Annotated in this window: 14 protein-coding genes; 7 read left to right on the forward strand and 7 right to left on the reverse strand. The window is 67.8% G+C overall.

Going from position 1 to position 13876, the window contains the following annotated elements; translation table 11 throughout:
- Positions 1 to 536: 536 nt before the first annotated feature.
- The 5 genes from ACLQ62_RS14005 to ACLQ62_RS14025 all read left to right on the forward strand — a co-directional run bounded on the left by ACLQ62_RS14005 (position 537) and on the right by ACLQ62_RS14025 (position 6372).
- Positions 537 to 1892, forward strand: a complete 1356-nt coding sequence (locus ACLQ62_RS14005; RefSeq protein WP_411722246.1) for an ABC transporter substrate-binding protein — start codon at positions 537 to 539, stop codon at positions 1890 to 1892.
- A complete protein-coding gene (locus tag ACLQ62_RS14010) occupies positions 1885 to 2817 on the forward strand; it encodes a carbohydrate ABC transporter permease (RefSeq protein WP_411722247.1) in 933 nt (310 codons plus the stop codon). The genes ACLQ62_RS14005 and ACLQ62_RS14010 overlap by 8 nt, the downstream gene beginning before the upstream one ends.
- Entirely contained in the window at positions 2814 to 3632 is an 819-nt protein-coding gene (locus tag ACLQ62_RS14015; protein ID WP_411722248.1) for a carbohydrate ABC transporter permease, read from the forward strand. Before ACLQ62_RS14010 ends, ACLQ62_RS14015 begins: the two co-directional genes overlap by 4 nt.
- Positions 3633 to 3763: 131 nt before the next feature.
- Positions 3764 to 5308, forward strand: coding sequence for a deoxyguanosinetriphosphate triphosphohydrolase family protein (locus ACLQ62_RS14020; RefSeq protein ID WP_411722249.1), 1545 nt, complete (start codon positions 3764 to 3766; stop codon positions 5306 to 5308).
- Positions 5309 to 5640: 332 nt separating this feature from the next.
- Positions 5641 to 6372: a DarT ssDNA thymidine ADP-ribosyltransferase family protein gene (locus ACLQ62_RS14025; protein WP_411722250.1), complete on the forward strand. Its 732-nt coding sequence runs from the start codon at positions 5641 to 5643 to the stop codon at positions 6370 to 6372.
- Between the two features lie 12 nt (positions 6373 to 6384).
- On the opposite strand, the gene ACLQ62_RS14030 is transcribed toward ACLQ62_RS14025, so the two are convergent.
- The 7 genes from ACLQ62_RS14030 to ACLQ62_RS14060 all read right to left on the reverse strand — a co-directional run bounded on the left by ACLQ62_RS14030 (position 6385) and on the right by ACLQ62_RS14060 (position 11817).
- Entirely contained in the window at positions 6385 to 7326 is a 942-nt protein-coding gene (locus ACLQ62_RS14030; protein WP_411722251.1) for a VOC family protein, read from the reverse strand.
- Positions 7327 to 7564: 238 nt separating this feature from the next.
- Entirely contained in the window at positions 7565 to 8758 is a 1194-nt protein-coding gene (locus ACLQ62_RS14035; protein ID WP_411722252.1) for a MarP family serine protease, read from the reverse strand.
- A gap of 105 nt (positions 8759 to 8863) precedes the next feature.
- On the reverse strand, positions 8864 to 9259 hold the full coding sequence (locus ACLQ62_RS14040; RefSeq protein ID WP_411722253.1) for a hypothetical protein: 396 nt from the start codon (positions 9257 to 9259) through the stop codon (positions 8864 to 8866).
- Between the two features lie 74 nt (positions 9260 to 9333).
- The gene (locus tag ACLQ62_RS14045; protein ID WP_411722254.1) at positions 9334 to 9846 is read right to left on the reverse strand and encodes a metallophosphoesterase family protein; all 513 of its coding nucleotides are present in this window, start codon (positions 9844 to 9846) and stop codon (positions 9334 to 9336) included.
- Positions 9847 to 9918: 72 nt separating this feature from the next.
- Positions 9919 to 10239, reverse strand: a complete 321-nt coding sequence (locus ACLQ62_RS14050) for a hypothetical protein (RefSeq protein WP_411722255.1) — start codon at positions 10237 to 10239, stop codon at positions 9919 to 9921.
- Positions 10240 to 10291: 52 nt separating this feature from the next.
- Positions 10292 to 11137: a PRC-barrel domain-containing protein gene (locus ACLQ62_RS14055; protein ID WP_411722256.1), complete on the reverse strand. Its 846-nt coding sequence runs from the start codon at positions 11135 to 11137 to the stop codon at positions 10292 to 10294.
- A 35-nt stretch (positions 11138 to 11172) separates the two neighbouring features.
- Positions 11173 to 11817, reverse strand: coding sequence for a TIGR04086 family membrane protein (locus tag ACLQ62_RS14060; RefSeq protein WP_411722257.1), 645 nt, complete (start codon positions 11815 to 11817; stop codon positions 11173 to 11175).
- Positions 11818 to 12144: 327 nt separating this feature from the next.
- Between ACLQ62_RS14060 and ACLQ62_RS14065 the strand changes: the two genes are divergently transcribed.
- Together ACLQ62_RS14065 and ACLQ62_RS14070 are read left to right on the forward strand one after the other, a co-directional pair.
- The gene (locus ACLQ62_RS14065) at positions 12145 to 12864 is read left to right on the forward strand and encodes a hypothetical protein (protein ID WP_411722258.1); all 720 of its coding nucleotides are present in this window, start codon (positions 12145 to 12147) and stop codon (positions 12862 to 12864) included.
- A 141-nt stretch (positions 12865 to 13005) separates the two neighbouring features.
- The coding region (locus tag ACLQ62_RS14070; protein WP_411722259.1) for a M18 family aminopeptidase at positions 13006 to 13876 on the forward strand (871 nt) is incomplete at its 3' end.

A 13876-nucleotide genomic window follows, 5' to 3' on the forward strand; every position in this document is an offset into this window, starting at 1 on the left:
GGTCGGATCCACCCGTTGCGCCGGGTGAATCGGTCCGGAACGGGTGAAGAGGTGGGAGGCCGTCGCCCGCGTGGCGTCGGACGCGGCCGGTCGCGTGGCATCCGCTTCTGCCGGCGAGCTCATCCCACTCGCCGCGATTTCACGCGTTCCGGTCGGGAACATCCGGTACGCGAGGTGTATTGGTCCGGAGTGAGTGAAGTGGCGGGATGCCGTCGGCCGGGCGGGCGTCGGAGGCTCGCCGGCCGCGTAGCATCCGTTTAGGGCGGGTTCGGGAGGCCACCCTGCTGTCAGTTCACGCGTTGCGGTCGGGAACATCCGGTATGCCGGGTGTATTGGTCCGGAGTGAGTGAAGTGGCGGCATGCCGGGGTGAGTGAAGTTGCAGATGTGCCGTCCCGCCCGCCGAACCCGCGGCATCCGCTGCCGGACGACAGCCGCGGCACCGTCACGCGAGAATGGTGATGGGCTGGTTCAGCCAATATGGATTGCGGGCTCGCCTGTTGCCGCGAGCACCAGCCTCATCTTAGAAAGAGACACCATGAGAAGATCCACCCGGCTGACATCCGTCGCAATTGGCGGCGTCGCCCTTGCGGTCACCCTCGCCGCCTGCGCACCCGGCACCGGTCAGCCCACTGAGCCCCCGCAGAGCACCGAGATCAGCACTGACATCTCCGGCGTCGGCGACATCACCCTCACCGTCTGGGACCAGGAGGTACGCGGCGCCCAGAACGAGCAGATCGAGCAGCTCAACGCCGCCTTCGAGGCGAAATACCCGAACGTCACCATCGAGCGCAACTCGCAGGCCTTCGACGACCTGAACACCACCCTCCGGCTCGCCCTCACCGATAAGGACGCCCCAGACGTGGTGCAGGCCAACAACGGCCGCAACACCATGGGCGCGTTCGTCGCCGCCGATCAGTTGCGACCGCTCAATGACTACGCGGATGCCTACGGCTGGTTCGACCGGTACGCGGAGTCGATCCTGCAGTACTCCACCTACAGTGAGGACGCCGCGGTCTTCGGCGAGGGCAACCTGTACGGTCTGCCGCAGGTCGGCGAGGTCGTCGGGATCTTCTACTCCAAGAGCAAGCTCGATACGCTCGGCCTCGATGTGCCGAGCGACTGGGCAGCCTTCGAGGACGCCCTGGCGACGGCGAAGGCGGCCGGCGAGATCCCGATCCAGCTCGGCAACATCGAGCAGTGGCCGGCCGGCCACGTGTTCGGTCCGCTGCAGGGCGGCTACGTCGCCGCCGACGAGATCACCAGGCTCGGACTCGGCAACCCCGGCGCGAGCTGGACGACACCGGAGAACGAGAAGGCCGCAGCCGCACTGCAGAGCTGGGTCGACAACGGTTACTTCAACGAAGGCGCCAACGGCACCGACTACGACGCCGCCTGGCAGGCACTCGCCGCCGGAAACGGCGTCTTCCTCCTCGGCGGGTCGTGGCTCACCGCCGACCTCGCCGACGCGATGGGCGACGACCTCGGATTCTTCGTTCCCGAAACGGATGCCGGCACGCTCGCAACCACCGGCGGCACCGGCCTGCCGTTCACGATCACCTCGGCGGCGGAGAACACGGATGTCGCCGCGGCGTACATCGACTTCCTCACCAACGACGCCGCAATGGAGGTCCTCGCGGAGACCGGCAACCTCCCGGTGAACCGCACCGCAGAGCTCGCTCCGGAATCCGGCGTGCTCTCCGACGTCTACACGGCCTTCGAGGACGTGACTCAGGACGGCAGCCTCCTGCCGTACCTCGACTACGCGACGCCGACCTTCGGTGACACCCTCGGCCAGTCCCTGCAGGACCTGATCGACGGCCGCACCACCCCGAAGCAGTTCACCGAAGCGCTCGAAGCCGACTACGCGGAGTTCCTCACCTCGAATGGCTGATGTCGCGACGATAGGCAGGGGAACCTCCCGGCGTTCCGGTCGGGGGGCCTCGCGGCATCCCGGCCGGTCGCGTCGTGCCTGGGTCCCCTACGCCTACCTCGCTCCCGCTCTGCTGCTGTACGGACTGTTCCTACTCGTGCCGCTGGTGCGCGCCGGGCAGTTCTCTCTCTTCGAATGGGACGGCCTCGGCGCCTCGACGTTCGTCGGTTTCGAGAACTACCTCTCCGTGTTCTCGGACGAGCGGCTGCGGGAGGCCTTCCTCCACGCCCTGGTGCTGGTCTTCTTCTACGCGATCCTGCCGCTTGGCATCGGACTGGTGCTCGCCGCTCTGCTGACCCGGGCGAAAGTCCGGGGAATGGGCTTCTTCCGCACCATCATCTTCCTTCCGCAAGTGATCGCCATGGTCGTCGTCGCGGTCACCTGGCGCCAGATCTACGCACCGGATGGGCCGTTGAACGGCTTCCTGCGGCTGATCGGTCTCGATGCCCTGACCACCGCCTGGCTCGGCGACTACACCTGGACCCTCCCCGCGGTCGGGCTCATCGGCACCTGGGTGTCGACCGGACTCGTCACCGTGCTCCTGATGGCGGGCATGAGCCGGGTGCCGGGCGAACTCTACGAGGCCGCCCGGCTCGACGGTGCCGGCCCGGTCCGCGAATTCTTCGCCCTTACCCTGCCATCGATCCGCGGCGAGATCACCGTCGCGCTCACGCTCACCATCGTCGCTGCTCTCAAGACCTTCGACCTCGTCTACGTGACCACTGGCGGCGGGCCGGGCACCTCCACGACGGTGCCGAGCTACGAGGTGTACCGGCGCGCCTTCGAGCTGGGTGACGTCGGTACCGCCACCGCGATCGGCATCACGCTGACGATTCTCGTCTTCGCGATCACCGCCGCGGTCAACCGCATCGGGGACCGGTCGTGAGGGTCTCGCGGCTCGAGGTTTCGGCGAACTACCTGATCCTCGCCGTTTTCACCCTCATCGTTCTCGGCCCCCTCGGCCTTATCCTCAGCCTCGCTCTCGGCCCGCAGAGCGCCTCGGTCGGGCGCGAAGGCAGGGTCCTGCACTGGGAGAACTTCGCGGATGCCTGGGAAATCGGCCGGTTCGGCCAGTATCTGCTCACATCCGTCACCGTCGCGGTTCTCGTGGTCGTCACATCCGTCACCGTGTCGATCCTCGCCGGATACGCCCTCGGCACGATGCGGTTCCGGGGCGGCACCTTCTTCTTCTACCTGTTCCTGCTCGGCATCATGGTGCCGACCGAGGCGTTTCTCGTTCCGTTGTACTTCGACCTGCGGATGCTCGGACTCACCAACACGATCTGGGGCGTCGCCCTGCCGCAGATCGCCATGTCGATCGCGTTCGGCACCTACTGGATGCGGACGTATTTTCGTTCGGCGAGCCGCTCGATGATGGATGCCGCCCGCCTCGACGGCGCCGGGACCATGCGGATTCTGTGGCAGGTCCTCGTTCCCAACGCCCGGCCGGCGATCACGACGCTGGTGCTGCTGGTGTTCATGTGGACGTGGAACGAGTTCCTCATCCCGCTCGTGATGTCACCGAGCGGCAGCGTGCGCACGGCGCCGCTCGGCCTCGCGTTCTTCCAGGGGCAGTACACGCAGGGCACCGCCCTGCTTGCGGCTGGCGCGGTGATGGTCGCGCTGCCGGTGGTGGCGCTGTACATCTTCCTGCAGCGTCACTTCCTCAGGGGCATGCTCGAGGGCGTCTCTCCGCACTGACCGGATGCCGCCGCCTCGCGCGAATTCACCCGATTCGGACGGGTTCACGCGGTGCGCCGGATGCTTCGGTCCGGAGTGAGTGAGGAGGCGTCGTTTCCGCAGGGCGAGCACGCTACTAGGCTTGCGACACCATGCTGAGCTTCCCGCGCACCCACCCAAACGGCGGCCGCGACCGCAACCTGACCGAACCATCGACCACCGGTGAGGACGAATTCCGCGTCGACGTGGAACGCATCCGTTTCTCGCCGTACTTCACCCGGTTGTCCGCGGTCACGCAGGTGATTCCGCAGGCCGGCTCCGGCACGATCGTTCACAACCGGCTCACCCACTCGCTCAAGGTGTCGGCCGTTGCCCGGTCGATCGCTGTCGGATTTCGCGACGCGTCCGAGCACGTGCGCGCGATCGTCGACGATCTCGGCGGATGCGACCCCGTCGTCGTGCAGGCCGCCGCGGCTGCCCACGACCTCGGTCACCCGCCCTTCGGCCACCTCGGCGAGCAGGTCCTCGACCGCGTCGCCCGCGAGCGCCTCGGCCTGCCCGACGGTTTCGAAGGCAACGCCCAAACCTTCCGCATCCTCACCGCCCTGGACAGTTGCGACGCCACCCCGCGCGGCCTCAACCTCACCAAGGCGGTGCGCGCCGCCGTGCTGAAGTACCCGTGGACCCGCGGCGAATGGCGCGCGCTACCCGCCCGCCCGGCGGAGGAACTGCCCCGCGGAGTCGGAACGGACGCGGCATCGGGAGCCCTGAAATTCTCGGCCTACTCGATCGACGCCCGCGAGATGGCGGATGTGTTGTCGGCGTTCCCGGCGATCGGCACCCACCAGCAGACCCTCGAGTGCTCGGTCATGGACATCGCCGACGACATCGCCTACTCGGTGCACGACCTCGACGACTTCTACCGTGCCGGGGTGCTGCAATACACGTCGGTGTCGGCCGAGCTGAACGGCTGGCTCGCTGGTCAATCGGACCTCGCGGTCCTCGACCCCTCCGAGCTCGCTGTTCGCCGGCCGGGGCATTCGCTCGAGGCTGCATGGCGCAAAGTGCAGGCAAAGGATGCCTGGATCGCCGACCCGGATGCCTTCCGCAACTCGGTCGAACGCGTCACGACGGACCTCGTCGAAGGGTTGCTCACCATCCCGTACGACGGGGGACTGGAAGCCGACCGCGCGGTGTCCGCGTTCACCCGGCGGTGGATCGACCGGCTGAAGGGAAGCATCCGGGTCGAACGTGAACCCAACATCCGCAGCGGGCACGTGCGGTTGAGCCGGCAGGCCTGGCACGACGTCGTCGTGCTCAAGTTCGTGCACACCCGGTTCGTGCTCGACCGCTCCGACCTCGCCGTGTACCAGCGCGGCCAGTCGAGGGTGATCGAGGCGCTCGCCGACGGTTTCTACGCGTGGCTGAACGACCCGGCGGATGCCGCCCGCGCGCCCCGCAGGCTGCTCGACTCGGTCGAAGCGGCGACGGAGGAGTACCGCGGACTGCTCGACGAGGCTCCCGAGTTCTTCACCGCCGCGGGAGTCGGGACGGGTGCGTCGGACATCGCCCGGCTCGGTCAGAGCCGCGCGGTCGTCGACTACATCGCGTCATTCACCGACGCTCAGGCGATCTCCGTTTCGACCCTGATCAGCGGCACCTCGGACAACCTGTGGGAGTCGGGCCGGAGCCTGTAGCGCGGTAGCCGTTCGCAACCTCGGAGATTTTGCCGCGGGAGGCCTCAAGCCAGCCCGATTCGCTGCACGAGCCGAAATTCTCCGAAGTTGAGGACAGCTCGACGACCGGGAGTTCCCGCCGACCCGCAGAATCTGCCCATTTCCTCACCTGAGCAGCTGCAGCGATGGCCGAGCTGTAACCCGCTTCCTGCAAATCAACGTAACGTAGGGAGAGTGGCACTTCCGGAAGTCGGAAACGACGCCGCGCATCGAGAGGCACTGCAGTGAGCGAAGAATGTAAGCACGGATTCGAACGGGGATTCTGCGACACCTGCTTCCCGAAGGCAGAGTTCGTGCCCGAACCGAAAGAGGCGGTCAAACGCGTCGGTCGCACCCCCGCCCGCACGCCCGGCACCCCGAAGGTCGCACCGGCTTCGGCGAAGCTCCCGCCGTTCGACGCGGCCGAGTTGCGCCTCTACCACGTGACGCACATCAGCAACCTGCCCGAAATCTTGAGCACGGGCAACCTGCTCGCGGATGCCGCCACTCCAGTCGTCGACATCTCCTCGGCCGAGAATCGCGAAGCACGCAAGACCGTGTTCGTCGCCGGCCAGCAGGATTCGCCGGTGTCGACCTTTGTCCCGTTCTTCCTCTCGCCGGATGCGGCGCTGTGGCGGAGCATCCGCTCGGGAAAGTCCGACACTCGACTCGCCAGCGACGTCAGCGGCCTGTCGGTCAACGATTTCGTCGTGCTCGTTACGACGATCGGCGCGGTGTCCCTCGAAGGTGTCGGTGCACTCGCGAACGTCGTCGTCGCCGACGGCGATGCGGCCGGATCGCTGACGCCGTTCGCCGCCAACAGCGCCAGCGCTGTTCGGATGCTCCGCAAGCTGCGCACCGATGAAGAGTACGAGGCGCTGCTCGAAGCAGAAGTTCTCGTGGCCGACTCGGTGCCAGTGGAGAAGATCGCGCTCATCGGAGTCGCGAACATCACCGTTCGGGAAACCGTCAAGCGGATGCTCGCACCCACCCCGTACGCGACCAAGGTTGCGGCGTACACGCCCTGGTTCGAGGCCGTCGAGTAGTTTCGAGCGCCCTTACTCCGCGAGCAACCGAACGGTGTTGCCCCAGGGGTCGTCGACCGTCAGCAGGCCGGCGTCCTGCGTGAAGGTCGCACCGGCATCCGTCAGCCGATCGGCGACAGCGGTGAGGGCCGATTCATCGCCGAGATGCACCGTGAGGCTGCCGAGCCCGAGCGACTCGGGACGAGCTGAGGCACCCGCACTGCTCCAGGTGTTCGTCGCGACGTGATGGTGGTACCCGCCCGCAGCGAAGAACACGGCGCCAGGGGCCTCCGCCGTGACCGCGAAACCAAGCGTGTCCGCGTAGAACGCCCGGGCGCTTTCGAGGTCGCCGACCCGCAGGTGCACGTGACCCATCGTCGGCGTCGCGTCGGTCGGCATCCCGTCGGTTGGCGCCTGGTCGAGGTACTCCTGCATGAAGGCGTTCGGGTCGAGCGGAGCCGACCCCATCCGCACGAGGCCGCCCTCCCAGACCCACTCATCCTGGGGGGTGTCCGTATACAGCTCGAGGCCGTTGCCGTCGGGGTCGGCGAAGTAGAACGCCAGGCTCACGGCGTGGTCTGCGCTGCCGGTGTAGCTTTCCGGCGCCAGCGTGGCGACGTTCAACAGTGTGCGGGCGAGGGACTGCTCATCCGGGTACAGAATCGCCGAATGGTAGAGGCCCGCCTCGGCCGGAGCATCGGCGGCGCGGTCGTCGGCGAGCGCGATGCTGAGAACCTCATCGCCTCCGGATCCGAGGCTGAGCCGGTCGGCATCCTCGGCCAGAACCTCGAGGCCGACGGCGTCCACATAGAAGGCACGCATCGGCTCGAGGTTCTCCGTGACGAGCTCGACGGATCCCATCCGGGTGCTGTCCGGCAGAGCGGATGCCGCCGGTACGGCCGGCTCGGACGCAGCGGACGCGACACCCCACCAGATCCCGGCGGTTGCCAGTGCGACGACCACGACGGATGCCACCCAGATCAGGAGGCGCGAGACGTCCTTGGGTGAGCGGGAACGGAAGCGGTGCGAGAGGCCATGCCTACTGGCAACCGGTTGCAGCTACAACCTATTCCTCAGCGGTCGGCGTTGGGCTGCCACCGCTTCGGGTCGCCGCGTTTTCACGCACTGCGGACGAGATCATCCGGCGTACCGGGTGAGTTGGTCCGCAACGGGTGAATTGGCGCGGGCGCAAGGTCACGCCAGCGCGGCCAGCTCACTGGGCGACGCAGGAACCGGACGCGACAGCATCCGTCAACTCGGGAGCCTGCGTGATGACCGGCAGGACCTCTTCCATGGCGAGGGCGTAACCGACGTTCGCGGTGCCATCGGACTTGGCGAAAATGACACCGGCGACCGCGCCGTCGACAGTGAGCAGCGGCCCACCCGAGTTGCCCTGCTGCACGTTCGCGGCGAGCGTCGAGACCTGGCGCTGGATCGGGTTCGACCCGTAGATGTCCGCGACGAGAGTGGATCCGTTGCCGAGAACCTCAGCGGCCTGCGCCGAGAACGGGCCACCGTACGGGTAGCCCATGAATGCCGCTTTCGAGCCGGGCGCGAGGGTGGGGGAGAGGGCGAGCGGTGCGGCGTCGAGACCGTCCACCGCGATGACGGCGAGGTCGTCGACCGCGTCGAAGTAGACGATCCGGCCCGGCTTCGGCAGTTCACCGGGAACCTCGACGACGAGTTCGGTCACACCGGCGAGCACGTGCGCATTGGTGACGACCCGGTCGTCGGCGGCGACGAAACCGCTGCCGACGCTTCCGATGCCGCACGCGGGCGCGCTGCCGGTGATCCGCGCCACCGACGCGGCCGCCTGCGACAACGCCGGCGAGTCCAGCGCCACATCGGGGATCGTCGGCGCGGTTGACGGCACCCCGACGGCGTCGATGAGGCGCGGAAGTCCGTCCGTGACGATCGTCGACCTCAACTGCGCGAGAAAGGATGCCACCGGGCGGGGTGTGAGGTCGTCGATCGTCCGCAGAACATTGGACGACGCCATCGCCTGGGTGAGCAGGGGAGCGCCGAGCGACTGGGCGCCGAAGGACAGCAGCGACACGACGACGAGGGTCACCGCGACGTTGGCGATGGCCCCAAGGATCCGGTCGACGGCCCGCAACGGGGTTCTGTCCAACGGACGCCGGACAAGGTTGCCGATCGCCACCCCGAGCGAGAATCCGATCGAGACGAGCAGAACGCCGGCGATAAGCGCCAGCGGCACCCGCCACACCGACAGGGCAGCCCAGGTCGAGACCAGCGGAAGCACGAAGAACGCGGCGATGCCACCGGCGATCATGCCGACGATCCCGCCGACAACCTGGAGCAGGCCGCGGGTGTATCCGTAAACCAGCGCCAGTACGAGGGCGACGATGAGGATGACATCGAGCACCAGGGCCGCCGTTACCAGCACAGTCCGCCTCCTCGTTTCGCGGCAGGGCCTCTGCCGGGAAACCAGTCTAGGGCGGCAACATGGACAATTCCCCGAGCGACGGATGCCGCTCGGGGAGGTGCCGGATCAGCGCTCCGAGCCGGTGGCATCCGTTTCTGGGGCGTTGCTCGAGGCCAGCGCATCGCTGTCGAGCGCGTCGGTCAGCTGCGACACCGTGGTGTCCTGGTTGTCGGTTCCCGGTTCGACCTCACCGTGGGTGTTGCTGAACAGGTGCTGGTCGTTCTCGGTGTCGTTCTCGGTGTCGTTCTCGTCGTTCGCCGCGGTGTCCGACGTCTCGACATCGGCCTCGTCGACGTCGAGGAACGCGGCATCCTGTTCGACGGGCTCTCCGGCGACGGCGTCGTTGGTCACCGTCTGCTTGGCGAGGGCTTCCTCATCCTTGGGATCTCCGACACCCCACACGCCGCCCTCCGACGTGACGCCCTCGGTGGCCGGGTTGTCGTCCTGGATGTTGTCGCTCATGATTTCCCCTTTCGTCGGAACCTTCACCGTAGGCAACGGCGGCGACGGGCGACAAGGGGCTTGCGGTCCCCCGCTCAGCGCTGCGACGCGGGGCGCGAGACCGGCACGAGCGTGACATCGCGCAGCGTTCCGGCGTCGGCGACCGCTGTCATCAGGGTGCAGACGGGCTGGCGGCGGCGATCCGTGGGCGAGCCGGGGTTGAGCAGGCGCAGCCCGCGCGGCGTCGTCGTGTCCCACGGGATGTGACTGTGGCCGAAAACCAGCACGTCGGCATCCGGGAACTGTGCCTCACAGCGGGCCTCACGCCCGGTCGCCGGCCCGGTTTCGTGGATCATCGCAAAACGGATGCCGTCGATCGTCACCTTCGCGACCTCAGGCAGGCGGGACCGCAGCCCGTCATTGTTGCCATACACGCCGATCAGCCGGGCGGCGCGCGCCTCGAGCTCATCGAGGAGCGCCTCCTCGACCCAGTCGCCGGCGTGGAAGACGACGTCGGCCTCGTCGACGGCCCGCCAGACCTCCTCGGGCAGCGCGCGAGCCCGCTTGGGCACGTGGGTGTCGGCGAGAAGCAGGAGTCGGGTCGGCATGGAGGGATCCTCTCACGGAGATCACAAAGCGGGTCCGGGCTCAATCGCCCGGACCCGCTCGTCGTGCGAATGTCAGATGTTATCGACGCCCCTGCCGGCGTTCAGTTCGGGGTCATCAGCCGCGGCTTCCAACGTGTCATCCCTGTAGACGTCGTCCAAAGGGTCGTCTTCGCCGGCGATCGCGTGGTGCTGGTCGGAAACGTAGTGCTCGCCTGTCGCGTGGCGGTCGTCGAGGTGTTGTTCCTCGGTCACTTCAGCCTCGCGCGCGGCGAGGGGTGAATCGTTGTCCGTGTTGTAGACCGGTGCGTCCGCGACGGCGTCGTTCGTCACCGTCTGGTGGGCCATGGCGTCGACCGTTGCCGGGTCGCCGCCGGTTGCCGCTGAATCACTCATTCATTTTCCTTCCTTCAGTGTGAGGGGACCGCCGGGGCAGGCGGCTACCCGTTCACAAGGTTCTGGGCGGCTCGCTCTGGTCGATCCTCTGACCGTTCGCATCCACGCCGTCGGCCGGGTCGTACCGGCGCATGCGACTGTGCCGTCCGGTCGGCTGACCCGAAATCGCACCGTCGGATGCCGGGGGAATCGGCTCGCCGAGGGGCTGCTCGCTCATCCGGAGGTCCCGGGAATCGCTCGTGCCGTAGCGCTGGTTCCCTCCCGGGTGGAGTTCGTCGAGGTTGCGGGGGCGGTCGTCGGCGTCGTTCCTGCGGTCGGCGTCCGCGTGGCGCGGTGCGTCTGCGCCGTCTGGGCGGGCGGCACCCGCGGCGGTGTCGTCGTCGCGACGCGAAGCATCCGTGTCCCGGTAGTCGGTGTCCCGGTAGTCGGTGTCGCGGTATCCGTCACGATCGAGGTTTCGCGAGCGGTCGGCATCCGTTACACCCGTCGGAATCGGGGTGACCGTCTGACCGCTGGGGCCGATGGTGGAGTCGCGGTCGCGGTTCTCGTCCGGGCGGGCGGCAACCGCGGCGGTGTCGTCGTCGCGGTCGGAGAGGCCGTAGTAACGGTAGAGAGCCTCTTCGTTGTGGGGGCTGAGCGCTTCACCCGTGTCGACGCGCGGTGCCTCTTTGAGGGTGTCGCGGTCGATGTCCACGTGGATTTCCTCGCCGTTCCACTGGGCGTTGGTGAGCGGGACGAAGGTCTCCTTGTGCCCGAACAGCCCGGTTTTCACGGTGACCCAGTTCGGTGCGCCGGTCTGCGAGTCGAGGAACACCTGCCCGACCGTTCCCAGCTTTTCGTTGTCGCGGCCGAGCACGGGCGCGCCCTGCAGGCCACCGATATCGCGTGAATTCAGCATGCTTTCTCCTCAGATCGATGAACGGATGTCGCGGCTCAGCGGCCGAGTCCGGCGCGGTCGACGCGACGGTGGAAGCGCATGCCGGCCATTCCGCCGAGGATCGCTCCGCCGAGGGCGACCAGGGCGGCGAGGATGGCGGTGATGATCCCGGCGGTGGTCAGTTCTTCGGCGCTCGTCGGGATGCGCGGGAAGCTGTTCAGGTCGGCGAGGAAGTTGCTGCCGAGCGCGAAGCCGAGCACGGCTGCCACGATGGCGATGAGAATCGCCCACAGCCAGACCGCCAGGCCCTGCTTGGCACCGTTGAAGCGGGCCATCCGGCCGGCCACGTATCCGCCGCAATAGTAGGAGATGAAGAGAATCACCAGCACGATGATCGAGTAGACGATGACGCTGCCGAACGGTGTGCTGACCGTCTGGTCGACGGCTTCTTCCACCCCGCCGCTGACCGCGGCGCCGATGGCTGCCGCGAGCGCGGTCAGGAGGACAGCGAGGCCGGTCGCGGCGAGCCAGCCGAAGAAGGCTGAGCCGAACTTGATCCCGCCGAACTGCTCTTTCTGCCGTTCGGTGACTTCCTCCCGGTAGGAGGCTTGCGGTTCTGCCGGAACCGAGCCGTGGGCCTCGGGGCCGCCGGCGTTGAAGGCTCGGGTGCGAGCGTCGGGATCGCGGTCTGATGTGCTCATGAGTGTGGTCCTTTCACGGGGTACTACCAGTGAAGTTTCACGGGGTACTACCAGTGAAGAGCGCGCGTTGCCCCCCATGCAAGGGGGTTGCATTCCGTGCCGGCCGCAAGATTCTTCCGGAAACGGTGCCGGCTGCCGTGGTGGCGTTCGCAATTTCGGAGATCTTCGGGCCAGTCTGCGGTTTGCGGGCCGGCGGCCGCGTTCGGGGCGGAATCTCCGACGTTGCGAACCGCCCGTGCCGAACCGGACGTCCGCTGGCGGCCTCGAAGTCGCCCGGAGTTGGTCCGCGCGCCGATGGCACCCAGTACCGACCTCTAATGTTGGAATGTGAGGAAACGGCCCGGCGTTCTGCTGCCACTGGTGGTGGGAATCGTCGCGTTCCTCGGCTTCGGCTGGTTGTGGCTGGCCGTCGAAGCGGACATGTCCTCACCGAGCGCGACCATCGTCTGGCTTCTGTCGGAACTGGCGCTCGCTGTTGCCCTCGCCGTTCCCGCGGTCTGCCTCTTCTTCGTCATCCGTGCCCTGCACATCCGCAAACTGCAGGCACGGGAAGCGATCGGCCCCGCCGGCGCCGGTATCGCCAAGGCGCGCGATCTGCTCTGGGCCCTGTCGCACGGCCTGCTTCCGCAGTCCGAGTCGCCCGGTGCCATCCCGACGGATGCCACCGAGTCCGTCTTCGTCTCCGCCCCGGTCGCCTTCGCGAGGCACAGCCAGCCCCAGCCGAGCGGCCGGCGCATGCTCGCGGCGGCGCGTGCTCGGGCCTCGACCGCACTGGGATCCGACTGGAGCTCGGAGGTCGCGGCATCCGTCGCGGCCAGCGATCGACGCATCCTGATTCTTCTGCCGGACGAGCTGCTCGAGATCCCGTACTCGGACATCACCGAGGTGCACGCGGACGCCGGGCAGGTCGTGCTGCGGCTTCGCAGCGGCCCGCCGGTGCTCATCAGCGGGAGCGCCGCCGAGTCGCTCGCCGTGCTGGCGGTGTGGGGAAGTGTCGGCGAGTCCGCGCTGCGCCGCCACCCGGCCCTGGCCTCGTTGCGCAGCTGAGTTTCCGTTGCGCTCAGCAGGGTGCATTCGTTGCGGTAGACGCTGAACCGGGGCAAAAGCGCCTTTCCCGGCGGGGCATCCTGTCGAGTGTGCGCGTCCCGCGCCGAGCCCGGCTGGGCCCTGCATGGTTGGATGGAGCACATGGATGCCACGCCAGACACCTCCGCCTACATCACCGACTTCGCCCGCTTTCTCGAGGCGAGCCCGTCGTCGTACCACGCGGCTGCTGAGGTCGCCCGGCGCCTCGATGCCGCCGGGTTCACGGGGCTCGCGGAGTCCGCGGAGTGGCCGACCGGTGGCAAGCACTATGTGATCCGGGACGGTGCGGTCGTGGCGTGGAGCCAGCCCGCGGCATCCGGCCCGACAACGCCGTTCCGGATCCTGGGCGCGCACACCGACTCACCCGGTTTCAAGCTCAAGCCCAAGCCGACCATCGGCTCGCACGGCTGGCTCCAGGCCGGCGTCGAGGTCTATGGCGGACCGCTGCTGAACTCGTGGCTCGACCGCGAACTCGAGCTCGCCGGGCGCCTCGTCGCCCGCGACGGCCGGGAATACCTCGTGCGGACGGGCCCGTTTCTGCGGATCCCGCAGCTGGCGATCCACCTCGACCGTGAGCAGAACAATGGCCTCACCCTCGACAAGCAGCGGCACACGACCCCGGTCTTCGGGGTCGGGGATGCGAGCTCCGCTGACCTGGTCGAACACCTTGCCTCCCTCGCCGGTATCGGGGGCGGGGAAGTGGCCGGCTACGACATCCTCACCGCAGACTCCCAGTCGCCGGCACGGTTCGGCACCGACCACAACCTGTTCGCGGCCGGCCGGATGGACAACCTCTCCTCGGTCTATGCCGGGCTGACCGCGCTGCTCGGCGCGCCGGACGCGCGACACATCAGCGTGCTGGCCGCGTTCGACCATGAGGAGCTGGGTTCCGAGTCCCGCTCCGGTGCGTCCGGCCCGATGCTCGACGACATCCTCACCCGGATCGGTGCCGGTCTCGGGGCATCCGTCTCGC

It is taken from the genome of Mycetocola sp. (assembly GCF_046716805.1).
In the GTDB taxonomy this organism is placed as follows: Bacteria; Actinomycetota; Actinomycetes; order Actinomycetales; family Microbacteriaceae; genus Mycetocola_A.